This is a genomic window from Natronorubrum tibetense GA33 (assembly GCF_000383975.1).
Taxonomy (GTDB): Archaea; Halobacteriota; Halobacteria; order Halobacteriales; family Natrialbaceae; genus Natronorubrum; species Natronorubrum tibetense.
Genome location: NZ_KB913017.1, coordinates 2194544 through 2211115 on the forward strand (window position 1 = coordinate 2194544; position 16572 = coordinate 2211115).

A 16572-nucleotide genomic window follows, 5' to 3' on the forward strand; every position below is an offset into this window, starting at 1 on the left:
TCCGGAAGTGGGAACTGACTGTCAGTCAGGAACCATCGGTTCGGCCGGCGATCCCCGGCGTCGGCGGCGTGGTCCGTTTGTGCTTCGTTTCGGCACACAGCCACGCGAGCGAGCGGGCCGTCTCGCGGTCGATACCGAGTGCATCCGCCGCGTCGTCGATCGGTTCGTTCAGTTCGACGAGTCGCTGGAGGAGCGGGTCGATGACGTCGTAGGGCGCACCGAGTTCGTCGGCGTCGGTCTGGTCCGCCCAGAACCCCGCCGTTGGCTCCTTGCTGACGATTCGTTTCGGGACCCCGATCCGTTTGGCGAGCGCGCGCACCTCCGTCTTGTAGAGGTCGCCGATCGGATACGTGTCGGCCGCACCATCGCCGTACTTGGTGAAGTAGCCGAGCAACCATTCGGAGCGGTTCGCCGTCCCGAGGACGAGCCGACGCTGGCGGTTCGCCGCGTAGTACGCACAAATCATCCGCAGGCGCGCGATGACGTTGCCGGTCGCGTGGGTGCGCTCGTGTGGGCGGTCCTCGTCGTGCTCGATAGTATCGGACTCGAGCGACTCCACGACCGTCCCCTCGAACGCCTCGAGGATGGGACGGAGTTGGATCTCTTCGAACTCGATCCCCAGCCCTTCAGCGATGGTCCGAGCCTCGCTGACGCCCGTCTGTTCGGCTTTGTGGCAGGGGAGGCCGAGTCCGAGGACGCGGTCGCTGCCGAGCGCTTCGACGGCCAGCGCCGCCGTGACGGTCGAGTCGATCCCGCCGCTCATCGCGACGACGGCACCCTCGGCGCTCGCGTCCTCGACGGTCGACCGAATGTCGCTGACGATCCGCGAGCGCACGGTCTCGAGCCCCGGTCGACCCGTAATGAACGATCTGTCCGGTTGTCCGATGCCCGAGTAGACGACTGTCTTCCTATCTGCTCCCATAGAGGTCAAACACCATGTTGTGTGATGCTCTACTCAACATTCGTCTCGTATAAATGCTTGATCCTTAAACAGCTAGTAGTGGTGGGTTAGATTGGACGACACTCGACCAGCTCATGGGTCGTTTCATGCTAGTATGGACCTTTTTGCGCTCGGGTCGCCACCACGACCACTCGCGCAAAAATCTCCTCCAAAAAGCCGTTCACTCACTCCGTTCGTTCACGGTTCGCTCCTTACGACGGCACGACCGTCACCGGCTCCTTCCGATCGACCGCCTGCTCTAATTCGTCCGCAATCGCACTTCCGCGCGACACCTGAATCTCGCCGCCACGACTGACCGTCGCGGTAAAGAGGTAGTCGCCACCGGCCTGCACTTCGACCGTCTCGCCGTGGTTGCCGTCGACGGGGATGACAATGTGCCTCGAGGTGATTTCGGGCGTGACCATCTGGCCGGCGGCCTGTCCGCCGCCGCTTCCGCCGTCGGCGCTGGCGCTGCCGCCACCGCCGCCGGCACCGTAGTTGGGATTTTCGTCGTGGGTTCGGACGTCGATATCGATGCCGAGGCGGTTCTCGACATCGGTGATTCGACCGCCGCCCTTGCCGATGACCGTCGAGATGTCGTCGTCTTCGACGTAGACGACGGCCTTGTCCTGGCTCCTGAGTTCGACATCGACGTAGCCGCGAGCGATCGAGCGGATCTCCCGTTCGATCTCCTGTTTGGCGATCCGGTCGACGCCGGACTCGTTTGCGGGACCGCCATCCTCGTCTTTGAGCGGGACGGTGACGACCTGGCGGTTGAACGTGTAGATTTCGTACTCGGGCTCGCCGGTCCGGAAGTTCGTGATCTGGATGACCGGTCGGGCGAGATCCTCTTCCGTGAGTCCGGCGGGCACCTTGACCTCCGTCTTCACGTCGTAGACGGTGTGAACCTCACCGGCTTCGATGTAAACGACGGTGTCGACGACTTGGGGAATCATCCCCAGTTCGACCCGGCCGACGAGTCGCTGGAGGGCGTCGATCGCCCGCGTCGCGTGGACGACGCCGATCATGCCGACGCCGGCCAGTCGCATGTCCGCGAAGACCTCGAAGTCGTTGGTCTTGCGGACCTCGTCGTAGATCGTGTAGTCGGGTCGAACCATCAGGAGGGCGTCAGCCGTGTTGGCCATGTCGCCCGCCAGTTCGGTGTACTGGGTAATCTCGGGGCCGACCTGCAGGTCCCGCGGCTTCTCCATCGTCTTGACCGAGTAGTCGTGATCCGAAATGTAGCGGGCAACCGCCTGCGCAAAGGTCGACTTCCCGGCCCCGGGGGCTCCCGAAATCAGGACCCCGCGCTGGTGCTCGAGCAGCCGTTCTTTCAACTCGTCGGCGTGCTCGTAGTCGTCGATGTCGGTCTGGGCGATCGGGCGGACGGCCGTGATCTCGATACCGTCCGAGAAGGGAGGTCGGCCGATGGCGATCCGGTAATCGCGGAACTGGACGATCTTCATCCCCGGTTCCGAGAGTTCGATGAAGCCCTCGGGTGCCTCCTTGGCACCGTCGACGACTTCGCGGGCGTACTCGTCCATCGTCGCCTCATCGAGCGGTTCGTCGGCAATCGGCTCGTAGCGCATCTCGCCGAGCGTGCCCCGCTTGGCCTTCGGCACGGCACCCGTTCTGAGGTGGACGCTCATCGTTTGATCGTCGAAGTAGTTCTCGACGGTGAGCTTGCCGACATCGCGGACCTCGGGCGAGACGTGCTCGACCGTGAGCCCCTTCGCTTCGGCGACCTCGGCCTGAACGATGTCGCTGGTGAGGAAGGTCGCATCGAGATCCTCGGCTAGATCGCGGATCAGCGCGTCGATCTCGCCCTCGGAGGCGTGGCCCCGCTCGATGGCGCTGGGTCGCTCGCCGATGTACTCGAGATCGATGACGCCCTCGTCGGCGAGATCGGCGAGCCGCTGGAGTTCCTCCAGACCGTCCCAGCCGCTGTCGATCCCGTCGTTCGCCTGCGCCTCGAGTTCCGCGACGACGGCTTCCGGCACCGAAATCGTCGCTCCCTCGAACTGCCCGTCTTCGATCGTCGCCGAGACGCGGCCGTCGATGACCACGCTCGTATCCGGCACGACGTGCATACAATAGCTGGTCGACGGACACGTATAAGGGTGTTCCACCGCCGGAACGGTTGCTGTGGAGGGTTGTCACGGATCGTGACTTGCGACCGCCGTCGCCCGCCAGATCGACCGAACACATTCGAAATGCAGATTGTATTCCCAGCAGATGGGAAGACGCGCCGTCCCTTCAATCCCGGACCGAACACGTTCACGCAATGAATCCGGAGCAATCGTTCGGGCAGGGTGGACTCAACGGGTTTCTCGACGTCGACGATCTCGTCGACCGTATCGGGCTGGACGACGACGACATCGCCTGGCGAAAGGCCTATATCGGCTTCGACGCGGAAGACGAGCGACGGTTGAGCGACCTCGAGTCGCTGTTGCGCGAGAATCAACACCAGATCGCGGACGACTTCTACGACAACGTGTTTCAGTACAGCGAAACTCGGGCGATCGTCGACCGCTCGCCGAAGGGCGTCGACGCGCTCAAGGAAACCCAACGTGCGTATCTGGTTTCGCTCGCGACGGGCGACTACGACCAGCAGTTCTTCGCGAACCGCGCACGGATCGGAAAGCTTCACGAACTGCTCGATATGCCGTTAAAGCAGTACGTGGGTCAGTACGGCGTCTACTACGAGTTACTCCTTGAGCGACTCGACGAGCGCGTCCAGCAACAGGTGGTCGACGCGATCGAGGCGTGGGCCGAGGAGCAACAGGACGACGGCGGACTCGGTGGTCTCGTCTCGGCCCTCGGATTCAGCGGTGACGACGAGGCGGGAACTCTCGACGAATCGTTCGAGGAGACCGTCAGAGCAGCCGTCGACGACGGCATGATGGACGTCCTCGCGCTGTTGCGACTCATCAATCTCGACATGCAGATCGCGACCGAGACGTACGTCGACTCCTACGCACAGCGCCTCGAGGAGTCGATCGAGCGCCGCAAGCGACTCGCACGCGAGGTCGAGGCCGACGTCCAGCAGCCGATCGAGGAGCTACACGAGGCGAGCGAGGCGGTCGCAACCCGCGCGGAGACCATTAGCAGCCACACCGCGACGCAGGCAACGAAGACGAATCGGGCCGCGACCGAACTCGGCGAACTGAGCGCCGCGGTCGAGGAAGTCGCGAGCGTCACCGACGAGGTTCGCCAAGAGAGCGAACGGACCGAGCGACTCACCGCCGAGGGAGTCGAGGCCGCCGACGGCGCACTGTCGGAACTCGAGGCCATCGAGGATGCGACGACGGCCGTCTCCCAATCTGTCGCCGATCTCGAGGAGCGAACGCGGGAAATCGACGCGGTCGTCGATCGCCTCGATGCGCTCGCCGAGCGAACGACCGTGCTGGCAAAGAACGCGAAGATCGAGGCCGCCCGGACGGGTGGGCAAGGGACCAGTTCGCAAACGATGGGCGTCATCGCCGACGAGGTCGAATCTTTCGCCGAGCGGACGAAACGCGACCTCGCGGCGATCGAAACCGCCGTCGAGGGGGTTCGCGAGGATGCGATCGAGACGGTCGAAACGACCGAGGAAACCGTCGATCGGATCGACGACGGCACGGATCGCGTTCGCGAGACGATGGCCTCGCTCGAGGAGATCCACGAGTCGGCGGAGACGACGGCCGTGCGGATGGAGGACGTTGCAGCGGCGACCGATCAGCAGGCGCGCAACGTCGAGACGACGGCGACGACCGTCGAGGAGATCGCCGGAACGGCCGATCGGGTCGCCAGCGCCGCGGAGTCGGCCGCCGCGGCGAGCCAAGAACAGACAGCGAGCCTGCGCAACGTCGGCGAGACGGTCTCGAGGCTCACCGACGACGACGGTCAGGACCGGGAACCGGTGTACGAACGGGCCGAGTGATTCCGGAGCTAGCCCTCGCACCGAGAGCCGACGCGAGTCGGCGAACTGCCACGATACTTAACTAATGGGCCCTCGATTGCATCGGTGATGGACGGTCCCGGGCTCGACGGCGGTGACGAACTCACGATCCTCTCTCGAGGGGAACTCGAGGAGCGCGTTCGCCAGCGGACGGCGGACCTCGAGAACGTCATGGACACGATGGTCGATGTGCTGGTGAAAGTCGGCCCCGACGGACGCATTCGGATGACGAATGCGGCCGCGGCAGACGTGCTCGGCTACGACCGGGACGTGCTCGTCGGGAAACCGATCGACCACGTGCTCGCGGACGGTCCGCGCGGGCCGTCCGCGTCCTCGACCGTCAGCACCGGGGAGTTCGTCGAGACGCTGGTCCGGCAGGATCGGATCACCGAGTACGAGACCGCGCTCGTGACCGCCGAGGGCGAGGAGATTCCGACGAGTCTGTCGGCGTCGGTTCTCCGGGACGATGACGGCGTCATCGAGGGTGTCGTCTGCGTCGCCACCGATATCAGTGAACGGACGGAAGCTGAGGAGCGCGCCGCCTTTCTCCACTCGCTGTTGCGCCACGATCTGGGGAACAAGCTCACGGTCACCTACGGCTATCTGGAACTGCTCGCGGAGTCGGCCACGGACCTCACCGAGGAGGAACGCCAGTACTGTACCTACGCTCGCGAGGGCGTTGAGGAGGCGATGAACCTCGTCGAGAACGTCCGAACGCTCAACCGCCTCGAGGAGGATGAATCGATCACTGCGGTCGATCTCCGTCCCGTCCTCGAGGAGAGCGTCGCCCGCCACACTGACCTGGCGGACAGACAGGACGTGGACATCCACATCGACGCGAACGCGGATGTCGCCGTGCTGGGCGGCGCCCTGCTCAAGGAGCTCTTTGCTAACCTGCTCGAGAACGCGCTGATCCACGCCGACGCCTCGGAGATCCGTATTACGACGGTGGCTCATGAGTCGACGGTCCGCGTCCACGTCGACGACGACGGCCGGGGCGTGCCGCCGGACCGACGGGAGGAGATCCTGGAGCGCGGCGAGACCGACGGAGAGGCGGGTGGAACCGGGCTCGGAACGTATCTCGCCGCCAGGATCGCGCACAGCTACGGCGGCGACCTCGCGGTCGACGACTCACCGATCGGCGGGGCCCGCTTTACCGTCACGCTCGGAACGCCGACGGAATGAACCGCTCGTTTCCTCGGACGCCGCGTCGGCTGGCCGGTCCTCGAGACGATCTTCGAACCGGTCGGTGTACAGCGTCGCGCCGGTTTCGTTGGCGAGATCGCGTCCCACTGCTAATCGCTCGCGACGCAGTCGTTCGTCGCCACTGACTCGGTCACACGCGGCGAGTTCCAGGAGACAGCGAAGCGTGGCTTCGTTCGACATTCCCGATGCGTCTTCGAGGGCCTCCCCGAGGAGCTCTCGAGCCGCGTTTCGCTCCCCGCTGCGGCGAAGTGCCCCAGCGCGGACGATCCGGGCGGTAACGTCGATCGGCCGATAGCCGTCGGGGACGCTCTCAAGCGCGCGTCGACTCTGCTCGAGCGCCCGGTCGATCTCGCCGTCGATCCGAACCAGCGTCGCGGCGAGTTCGGTCCGGTGGGTCGCGATGTCACTGTCGCTGTCGAGTCCGCTCGCGAGGTCGAGTCCCGCCCGCTGGTCCTCCAGTGCTGCCTCGAGATTCCCGCGCTCGCGTTCGAGCACGCCCCGGGCTAGCAATCCGTTTGCGTGTAGCTTCGTGAACTCGCGGTCGATCGCTAACTCGAGGCCGGATTCGATTCGGTCGGCTGCCCGATCGAACGCGCCACGCTGGAGATGGACCGTCCCGAGGACGATCCGGTACTTGGCGCGGTGATAGCTGCTCTGGACCCCGCCAAGCATCTCGAGCCCTCGCTCGAGTCCGTTAGTCGCCGCCTCGAGATCGCCGGTCGCTCGCTCGACGAGCGCCAGTTTCGCGTGGGTGATCGCTTCGATCTCGTCGTTGCCGACCCGTGTCGCGATATCGAAGACCTGCTCGAGGACGGGTCGGGCCTCGTCCCATTGGGCCCGCGTCACGGTGACCATTGCCAGGTTGTTCAGCGCGAGCACTTTCACGCGCGAACTACCGGTTTTCGCGGCCAGATCGCGACAGCGTTCGAACGTCTCCGTCGCACGTTGGAGTCGGTCGTCGCGGAGATAGGCGATCCCGAGATCGTTCAGACAGCGAGCGAGTTCGCGGTCGTCGCCGGCGCGCTCGAGCAGCGAGACTCCTCGATCGAAGCATTCGACGGCGCGGTCGGCGTCGCCCTGTCGCATGTAACACGTCCCCATGTTCTGGTGCGCGCGGCCGAGCAGGAGGTCGTCGTCGATCCGCGCCGCCAGCTCCCGCTGGGTCCGAAACCCCTCGAGCGCCGCCTCGATGTGGCCGCGTTTCATGTCCGCTCCCGCGCGGTAGTCGTGCAGCCAGCAGACTTCGCGCGTCACGTCGTCACCGCCGACATCGAGTCCGGCCGTCGCGTACCGTTCGGTCGCCTCGTACTCGCTCCGTTCGAACCGAACCCGGGCCTGATAGCGGTAGGTCCGACGGACTCGGTCGGGATCGGTCGTTCGATCGCGAACGTACCGGAACTGCTTGTCCGCCGTCTCGTACTCCCCGCGCGTGTAGTGGACGTCGCCGAGGGACTCGAGCACCGTGAGGATCGTCTCGTCGCGTCCGCGCTCGTGGGCGAGCCGGAGCGCCCGCTCGTACCACGTGACGGCGTCTTCGTGCGCGTAGAGCGTCGTCGCGTGGTCGGCGGCGGCGATCCAGTGTTCGAGCGCGTGGTCGGGTTCGTCGGCGCGGCTGTAGTGGTGGGCGATCGTGGCGTCGATCTCCCGACGGTCGTCGTCGGCCATCGCATCCGCGATTCGTCGGTGGAGTCGCGTGGCGCGATCCTCGTCGACCGCGTCGCGAACGACCGACCGAACGACGTCGCTCTCGAACCGAACCGTCGTCTCGTCCGTCCGCTGCCAGAGCCCCGACTCGACCAGCCGATCGACGTACTCCCGACAGGTCGACGCGGCGTGACGGGTCACCGTCTGCAGCAGGGAAAGCGGGACGATGTCGCCGATGACAGCGCCGGTCTCGAGCACCGCGCGGGTCGCCGCGTCGAGGCGCTCGAGTCGAGCCCCGACCGTCGTCTGGACGATGTCGGCGACGGCAATCTTGTCGGGCCGTTCGGGGTAGTAGTCGTGAGTCGGGTCGATCCGTTCCGTCTCGAGCATGTGTTCGACGGTTTCGACCACGAACAGCGGATTACCACCCGTCTCCTCGGCGATCGCATCGACGAACGTGGGGGGTACGTCGCGGTCGCCGACGTGTCGTCCGACGAGTTCGGTGATCGGCTCGCGATCGAGCGGCTCCAGTTCCAGTCGGACGGCCGACGCACGGCGACCGACGGCCTCGGAGATCCACACCAGTTGACCGTCGGTCTCGGGCCCCTCCGGTCGTCCGGTACAGATCACGGCGAGTGGCGCGTCGTCGACCGTCTCGAGGACGTGCGTGAGCAACTCGACCGTCGCCGTGTCGGCCCACTGAAGATCGTCGATTGCGAGCACGAGCGGACGCTCGGCTGCTCGGTCTTCGAGCCAGGCGGCCGTCCGGTCGTAGACGGCCTCGAGTCGTGCGTCGTAGGTCGCGTCGTCGTGGACCGGCGGCGAGGGTGAGTCGACGAACGGGAGCGGCTCCGCGTCGTCTCGGTCGTCGAACGCGTCGCGGAACGGATGGTACGGAGCGCCGCCGTCCCGTCGGCAGCGACCGATCGCCGTCTCGAAGCCTCGGTCGCTCGCGTCCGCACAGAGCCGTTCGACCAGCGCTGTCTTCCCGATACCGGGCCCACCCGCGAGGAGCGCGACTGACGACTGTCCGTCGCGAGCGCGCTCGAGCAGTGCCGCGAGACGATCGCGTTCGGACTCGCGGCCGACGAACGCCGGTTCGAGGGCGGACTCGAGCGAGATCGTGCCATCGGATGTTCGGGAAGCGAGCGCCCTCGAGAGAGGGATGTCGTACGCGTCGGGAACCGTACCGAGTGGCAGTTCGCAACGGTCGTCGTCGGTGACTACAACGACCCGTTCGGCCTCGAGTTGAGCATACCTATCGTCAGCCTGCTCGCGGCCCGCAGCGGTCAGCCGGTAGCTCGTTCCGTCGGCCGCGTCGCCGCCGTCTTCGGTCCCGTCGACAGCAGCGTCGGAGGGGGCGGGTGTGTCGGCAGTATCGCCTGACGGGGCGGTCGCTTCGGCGCCGACGTCAGTACACTCGACGTCGTCCGCCTCGAAGCTCCGACTCGTTACGAGGCCGTCCGACTCGAGTGCCGACAGCGTCGAGGCGAGACGGAGTCGGTCAGCGAGCGTGTTCTCGAGACCCATCGCGGCCGCAATCGTTCGAATCGAGGCCTCGAAGACGGAGCCGCCGTTCGCCTCTCGTTCGCGGAGAGAGAGTAAAATGGGCGTCTCGAGGTCACACTCATCCATTGCGTACTGGTAACTGCTCCATCATATAAGACCTGTTGGCAGAACTGGTCGATCGAGATCGTCGTCCGAAGCTCGCCGTCTTGACGGTGGCGAGCAGCGCCGTTACAGCGGTAGCGAGGGGAAATCCCACCGTTTAGCCGTGGAAGGATGTCTGCATCCGAAACTGGCGACGATTCAACCAGTGCAATCAACTTGCCGAGCCTCGAGGGGAGAGGTATGGACGTCGTCGATCTGACCCGCGACCTCGTCTCGATTCCGAGCCACGAGGACGAGACGGCTGCGGGCGACTACATCGAGGAGTGGCTCCGAGCCGAAACCGACGCCGACGTGCGGCGGGACGAGGTGGGCAACGTGATCGCCAGAGTGGGAACCGACGAAGAAGCACATGCCGATGGGGAAACGTTGGCGCTCGTCGGCCACCACGACGTTGTCGCGCCCGCGGCGTCACAGGTGGACGAGGACGGCGCGTACGTCCTCGAGCGACGAGACGACCGACTGTACGGTCGCGGTACGGCGGACATGAAAGGCGCCGTCGCGGCGGCGATGCTCGCGTTTCGCGACGCCGAACTCGCGCTCTCGAACATCGACGGCGTCGGCGGCGACGATTCGGGCGCGGACGCCCTCGTTTTCGCGAGTTTCGTCGGCGAGGAGGTCGGCGGTGTCGGCGCGCGCCACGCCATCGAGCGGGGGTTCGCACCCGACTACGCCATTGTCGGCGAGGGATCGACGAACTACTCTAAGCCGGGCGTCACCGATGTCGTCGTCGCCCACAAGGGTCGCCGCGGGAGCACGATTACCGCCAGCGGGACGGCCGCCCACGCCAGCGAAGTCGAAGCGGGCGAGAACGCCATCTATCGGGCGACCGACGCCGTCGATATCGTTCGCGACCTCGAGGCACCGTCCGTCGATGTCGCGGGCGAAACCCTCGAGGGAAGCCTCGTCGTCACCGAAATCGACGGCGGGACGGCAATGAACGTGATCCCCGAGCGCTGCGCCCTGACGATCGACGAGCGGACGGTGCCGGGCGAACGGGCGGCTCTCGAGCGCGTCGAGTCGGTCGAGGGCGTCGAGTGGACGGTCGATCAGGACCTGCCGCCGATGCGGTGTGACGACGAAGCGTTCGCCGAGTCGGTGCTCGAGGCCGCCGACGCCGCCCAATCGGGATCCCCGGAACTGGTGACGAAACCCCACGCGACCGACGCGGGGTGGCTCGCCGAGGCCGGGACGGAGTGCGTGATCTACGGCGCGTCCGAGCCCGGTGAGGCCCACACGAAAGCCGAGAGCGTCTCGATCGAAGTGCTCGAGCGGTGTCGAGAGACCTATCGAGCGGTCGCCGAACGCTGGCTGCGATAGGCGACGAACGCAGTCACGCCTGCGGAAACAGCCGTCGGTGTCCGAAAACAGAGCAGACGGGTCCGACTCGCTACGAACGAGTGCGGGTCGAGAGCGCTGCGACGGCGAGCAATACGACGGCAGTGACGAGAGCACCGAATCCGGGAGTCCCGTCAGTCGTGTCGTCGTCGCTCGGCTCCTCGGGCGTCTCGCCGACGGAATCGGCTTCGACGGTCACGGTTCCGACCTCGAGGTCGTCGACGTGGACGGCGAACTCGCCGGACTCCTCGAACGTCTGCGTGAAGGTCACGACGCGTTCGGTTCCCGGGTCGACCGAGACGGATTTCGTCTCGACGACCGCGCCGTCGATCTCCAGGGCGAGATCGGTCTCGCCGGCCGCGCCGCCGTCGTTTCGCACCGTCGTCTCGACCGTTACCGTCTCTCCGACCGATAGGTCCGATGGTGACACGGACATCTCGACCACGTCGAGGTCGGGCTGGTCCCCGGCGAGGGCGAACGCGGAGAAGTGGGGCACCTCGGCGCTGTAGGTGACTTCCCACGTACCACCGGGGAAGAGTGCCTCGGGATCGTCGACACCGGCTTCCTCCCACGTGTCACCAGGGAAGAGGTCCTCGGCTGTTTCGGCTTCCTCCCACGTGTCACCAGGGAAGAGTTCCTCGGCTGTTTCGGCCTCTTCGATCGTCTCCTCTGGGAAGAGTGCGTCCGGATCGTCTACGCCTGCTTTCGCCCAGTGATCGCCTGGGAAGAGGTCCTCGGCTGTTTCCGCTTCTTCCCAGTGATCACCCGGGAAGAGATCCTCGGCCGTCTCGGTTTCCGCCCAGTGATCGCCTGGGAAGAGGTCTTCGGCCGTCTCGGCTTCCTCCCACATGTCACCAGGGAAGAGAACCTCGGGATCGTCGACACCGGCTTCTTCCCAGTGATCACCCGGGAAGAGATCCTCTGGTGAATCGGCTTCCTCCCACATATCACCAGGGAAGAGTTCCTCGGCCGTCTCGGCCGCTTCGATCGTCTCCTCCGGGAAGAGTGCGTCCGGATCGTCGACACCGGCTTCCTCCCACATGTCATCGGGGAAGAGGTCTTCGGCCGTCTCGGCTTCCGTCCAGTGATCGCCAGGGAACTGCGCAGTCGTCTCGCGATCGACCCACTCCCCGTCGACGTAGTGGTACAACGTCACGTCCTCGGGCTCGAGCCCACGCTCTTCCAGTTCGTCGGTCGTGACGACGAATTCGAACGTCGCGTTTTCGATTGCCTCGCGCTCGAGGCTGGCGTTGATTTCGAAGTAGCGCAACTCCGCAGCGGCGTTCGGTAGCTCGTCGACGTCCGCCGGACGGTCGTCGCTGCGTTCGATCGTCACGTCGAAGTCAGCGTCCGAGCGGGGCGTTACGTTCAACTGCCTGAGGACGGTATCGTTGTCCTCGATTTCGTCGGCGACGGGAAGTGACACCGATTCGTTCGCCACCGCGTTCGTAACCGTCGCTGCCACGCTCTCGTTTATCTGTTCGAACAGTACGGTCGTCTCCGGTTCCTCGGGGGCTGGGTCGGGCGACGGTGACGGGGAAGGAGACGGCGACGGTGACGGCGACGAGGTCGACTCCGGCTCCAGTTCGACGTCTACGTTCGTCCACTCGTCGGGGACGATCTCGATGTCCTCGACGCGCTCAGTTTCGTAGCCGTCGGCAGCCACTTCCACGTCGTACATGCCGGGCTGTTTGTCTGTCTCGTAGATGCCGTCCCCGTCCGCGATGGAGGGTTCGCCGTCAATCGAATCGCCAGCGGGTACGACCCAGACCAACGCACCAGGGATGGGTTCATTCCTTACGCCGGTGACGGGCACTCGAAGCGTCCCGTCCTCGACCGTGACTTCCACCGTGCCTGCCGCGACGCCGTCGACGCGCACGTCGAATTCCCCTGCGTCGTCGAAGGTGTGCGTGAACGTGACCTCTCTCGTCGAGTTGGCGTCGACCGAGACCGTTTCGGTGGCCTCGACGTCGCCCTCGATCTCGAGTTCCGCCGTGTACTCACCGGTTGCGTCGCCCGTGTTCTCGATCTGGGCTGTGATCGTTACCTGGTCGCCCTCGTCGACATTTGTTTCGCTCAACGAGAGGTCGACGATCGAAATGTCTGGCTGTGTTTCCGGGTCGTCGGAAATTGCGACATCGTGGTGGCCAAGCGTTCCGAGTAACACGCGCGAATCTACGCTGGATCCCTCTGACCCCGTTTCCAGCGCGTAGACGTGGTCGTCGCGGCTCCCGAAGTACACCGTCCCGTCAACCACCGTCGGTCCGGTCGTTTGAATGCCAAATTCATCGTCGGTCTCGAAGGTCCAGTGTTTGGCACCGGTGTGGGCATCGAGCGCATACAGTCGGGCGTCGCTGCTACCGATGTAGACCGTGTCGTCAGCCACTGTTGGGGAAGAGAGTACGTTATCGAACGTGGCGCGTGACCACACGTACTCGCCAGTGGAAGCATTGAGCGCATAGACGTTGTTGTTGTGGCTCCCGAAGTACAGCGTGTCGTTCGCCACAGTCGGGGAGGGCGAGATATGGTTGTCGCCGACTGAGTGGCTCCACACGTACGCACCCGACTGCGCATCCAGCGCATACATGTGTCCATCCCAGCTCCCGGCGTAGACCGTCTCATTGTACACAGTCGGCGAAGAGCGTACCTCGTCGTCGGTCTCGAAGGCCCACTCCTCGTTGCCCGACGTTGCATCGAGAGCGTACAGGTGACCGTCTTGACTTCCCACGTACACCGTGCCATTGACCACCGTCGGCGAGGACCGCACTGTGTCGCCGGTCTCGAAGACCCACTCTTTCTCACCCGTCTCCGCGTCCACCGCGTAGATGTTTTCGTCCCAGCTGCTGACGTACACCGTTCCGTCGTACAGGAAAGGCGAGTTGACCGTATGGTCAACCTCGAACGACCATTCCTCTGTGCCCGACTCTGCATCGACCGCGTACAGATGGTCGTCGCTGCTTCCGATGTACACCGTGCCGCTGTCTACGAACGGCGACGAGGAGATGCCGCCGCCGGTCTCGAAGGCCCATACCTCGTCGCCCGTCGCCACATCGATTGCGTACAAGTGGCCGTCCCCGCCCCCGCTGCCGACGTACACCGTGCCGTCGACTATCGTCGGCGCGGAGTTCACGGTACCTCCGGCATCGAACGCCCATTTGACCGGTGGTTCATCGGGTTCCGTCGTACTGTACAGCCTGTATGATGCGAATGCGTCGGCACCGACGGTTTCGAGTGCGACGGCGTCATGACCACCGTCGACTGCGGGTGACTCCCCAGTCGCAGTTCCGCCGCTGACGACAGCCAGCGATGCCACTAGGAATACCGCCCCCAGTCCGACGACGGCGACCGCGAGCGTTCGAGTCCACGTCGGTGGGCCCGTGTCACTGGGGTTGGAACGCATCTCACCTCACCTCCGGAAACGTCCCGAGTTGCGCAAACAACCCAAACGCGTCCCAGACGTCGGTCGATTCCACGAGTCGGCCGTTCGTCACTCGAGAGACGACCACGCCGTCGACTTCGATCGAGCGACCGGTCGGCGCGATGCCGAAGATATCGCCCTCGTGGGTCCCGCTCGCGGTGTACACGACGATCGCCGTGTCGTCGTCGACGTACGTCTCGCGAACAGTTTTCGTCATGTCGGGCGTTCCTTCACGGACCGTCTCGACCCACTCCCGAAACGCCGCCGGTCCCTCGAGCGAGTCCGGAAGCAGTACATCGGAGTGGACGTAGTCGTCGGTCACCAGCTCGTCGATCAGTGCCAGATCACCCGCGCTCCAGACCGCCCGAACCAACAGATGGACTGGATCCACGGTCGATTGTAATTCGTCTTCGACAGACATTATGAATAGCAGATGATTCACGCCACGAGCATAACCATAATCTGTATGAGATTACTGTAACCTCGAGTGCTATACTCGAGTACAGTTCAGCCAATGAGAGGTACCCAACGGCGTCGGCAGCGACGCCCGATTTGTCGGTGCCCGAGCGCCGAACGTCCTGTCGACAGCGATTTCACGGTCTGACTCCCCGGACACTGATCACTCGTAGCGTGTCCGCGCCCGAGCCGTTCCAGTGTGATTTCGGACGATCTGTGTCCAGTCTCGATTCCGAATCTCCGTCTCGAGAACCCTCACCGCCTCGCCGTCGTTGCCGCACGGCAAACGCTGAAACGCCGATATTCTGTAGCTATCGTCCCTCTCGAGCAGCAGCCGCTGTTCATGTAAATCCACATACTGTATATTATTACAGACCTATCGGGAAAACACTAATATCATATGTCGTATGATACTGGTGGCATGGTATTACACTTCGGCAAGGCAACGAGCGTATTCCTGAAGACGCTGCCGTGGGTCGCAGTGCGGTTCGCGGTCGGTGTGGCCTTTGCACTGCTCGCGGTGATCTGGTTCGGACTGGTCCTCTGGATCCTGTTCGGATCGATCGGCGTCTCCGGACTGATTGGAGTCGCGTTGCTCCTCCTGGCGACCGTGGTGTTCGGCGGCCTCGTCACGCTACTGCGTCGGTACGTCCTCTACCTGGTCACCGCTGGACACATCGCCGTCATCGCACACGTCGTCGACACGGGGGAGGTGCCGGACGACCAGCTCCAGTTCGGCAAACAGCAGGTCGCCGATCGGTTCGTCGAAGCCAGCGCGTTGTTCGCCGTCGATCAGGTCGTCAAGACGGTGATCAAGCAGTTCAACAAGGCCGTCGCCTCGATTGGACGGATGGCGGATTTCGTCCCAGCGTTGCGACAGCTGATGGGAATTGCAACACAGGCGATCGGACTCGCGGCGTCGTACATCGATCAGGCGATCCTGGCACACATGTTCCTGCACGAAGAGAAAGGAACCTGGACGGCCGCACGCGACGGCGTCGTCCTCTACGGAAAGACCTGGAAACCCGTCCTCGGCTCGACGCTATTGATCGTGATCGGAATGCAGGGTCTGGCGCTCGCCTTTGTCGGCGTCCTGGCCGTCGTTTCGGGAGCACTCGGCGGATTCGGGACGATCGTCGAGGCCGCCGTCTGGCTCGTCGTCGGTGGCGTCGTGGCCGTCGGCTATTTCGGCGTCGTCTCACCGTGGATCAAGACGGTCGTGATCACGACGTACCTCGTCGAGGCCGAAGACAAAGTGCCGGACAGCGAGACGATGGACTACATCGCCGACCGCTCGAGCGAGTTCTCCGACCTGGTCAAAAAAGCCGAGGACGAACCCGAACCACCCCGGTCGGACGCGCCTGCCGAAGAACCGACTGCAGGCACGCCGAGTTGAGGCGGCGTCCGCTGGAAACTCCGGAGAGCGTCCTGAAAGAACGTTCGAGACGTACTAACTCCGCTGGCAGTCCATATCCGGCGGGGCGATCGGATCGGTCTCCCCCCAGGAGTGCAGGTCGGCGACGCCGCTTTCACCCCACTCGTCTCGCACCCGGTACCCCGTTTGGGTGCTGACGTACATCGTATTCATCTCGTCGACCTCGATCACGTACGCTTCTTCGCCGTCGATCGTCGTCACGTCCGTAACCGGGATCTCGTCCAGCGGCGTTCCACGGACTGGCTCCGACGCGACGTACATGCCGTCTACGTCCTCGTGGTCGCCACGGTCCTCGGCGAAACACTGGCCGCCGTGGACGATGTAGATCGTATCGCCCACGGCGTATCGTTCGATGCCGCTTACGTCCTCCTCGAGATAGAAGTCGTCGCCGTACACGACCTGTCTACCGGAAACCGGCGCGTCGGCGTCGACTTCGAACTCCGCGACGAACCCGTTGACATCGTCTTCGGATACGACGTCGGCTGCCATTAGACCCTCTACGGACGTGTCGCCGTTTTCACTCGCTG

Annotated in this window: 10 protein-coding genes; 4 read left to right on the forward strand and 6 right to left on the reverse strand. The window is 64.5% G+C overall.

Features of this window, described 5'->3' with window-relative positions; all coding sequences use genetic code 11:
- Positions 1-25 precede the first annotated feature (25 nt).
- Together NATTI_RS0111550 and NATTI_RS0111555 are read right to left on the reverse strand one after the other, a co-directional pair.
- Positions 26-922 (reverse strand): NAD+ synthase, encoded by an 897-nt coding sequence (locus NATTI_RS0111550; protein WP_006089596.1) that lies wholly within the window; start codon positions 920-922, stop codon positions 26-28.
- 230 nt (positions 923-1152) lie between these two features.
- Complete coding sequence (locus NATTI_RS0111555) at positions 1153-3030, reverse strand: PINc/VapC family ATPase (RefSeq protein WP_006089597.1); 1878 nt, start codon at positions 3028-3030, stop codon at positions 1153-1155.
- A 194-nt stretch (positions 3031-3224) separates the two neighbouring features.
- Here NATTI_RS0111555 and NATTI_RS0111560 point away from each other — a divergent pair, with 194 nt between their 5' ends.
- Positions 3225-4862 carry a globin-coupled sensor protein gene (locus tag NATTI_RS0111560; RefSeq protein WP_006089598.1) on the forward strand — a complete coding sequence of 546 codons (1638 nt, stop codon included), beginning with the start codon at positions 3225-3227 and terminating at the stop codon, positions 4860-4862.
- A gap of 87 nt (positions 4863-4949) precedes the next feature.
- Positions 4950-6065 (forward strand): PAS domain-containing sensor histidine kinase, encoded by a 1116-nt coding sequence (locus NATTI_RS0111565; protein ID WP_006089599.1) that lies wholly within the window; start codon positions 4950-4952, stop codon positions 6063-6065.
- Here NATTI_RS0111565 and NATTI_RS0111570 read toward each other — a convergent pair.
- Complete coding sequence (locus NATTI_RS0111570) at positions 6012-9365, reverse strand: ATP-binding protein (RefSeq protein WP_006089600.1); 3354 nt, start codon at positions 9363-9365, stop codon at positions 6012-6014. The genes NATTI_RS0111565 and NATTI_RS0111570 overlap by 54 nt on opposite strands.
- A gap of 216 nt (positions 9366-9581) precedes the next feature.
- Here NATTI_RS0111570 and NATTI_RS0111575 point away from each other — a divergent pair, with 216 nt between their 5' ends.
- Entirely contained in the window at positions 9582-10718 is a 1137-nt protein-coding gene (locus NATTI_RS0111575; protein WP_006089601.1) for a M20 family metallopeptidase, read from the forward strand.
- Between the two features lie 70 nt (positions 10719-10788).
- Here the strand turns inward: NATTI_RS0111575 and NATTI_RS0111580 are convergent, their stop codons facing one another.
- Together NATTI_RS0111580 and NATTI_RS0111585 are read right to left on the reverse strand one after the other, a co-directional pair.
- Positions 10789-14136 (reverse strand): beta-alanine-activating enzyme beta-propeller domain-containing protein, encoded by a 3348-nt coding sequence (locus NATTI_RS0111580; protein ID WP_006089602.1) that lies wholly within the window; start codon positions 14134-14136, stop codon positions 10789-10791.
- 1 nt (position 14137) lies between these two features.
- Entirely contained in the window at positions 14138-14575 is a 438-nt protein-coding gene (locus tag NATTI_RS0111585) for an ester cyclase (protein WP_019991828.1), read from the reverse strand.
- 456 nt (positions 14576-15031) lie between these two features.
- Between NATTI_RS0111585 and NATTI_RS0111595 the strand changes: the two genes are divergently transcribed.
- A complete protein-coding gene (locus tag NATTI_RS0111595; RefSeq protein WP_006089604.1) occupies positions 15032-16006 on the forward strand; it encodes a hypothetical protein in 975 nt (324 codons plus the stop codon).
- A gap of 54 nt (positions 16007-16060) precedes the next feature.
- On the opposite strand, the gene NATTI_RS0111600 is transcribed toward NATTI_RS0111595, so the two are convergent.
- Positions 16061-16534: a hypothetical protein gene (locus NATTI_RS0111600; RefSeq protein ID WP_241434300.1), complete on the reverse strand. Its 474-nt coding sequence runs from the start codon at positions 16532-16534 to the stop codon at positions 16061-16063.
- Positions 16535-16572: the final 38 nt, after the last annotated feature.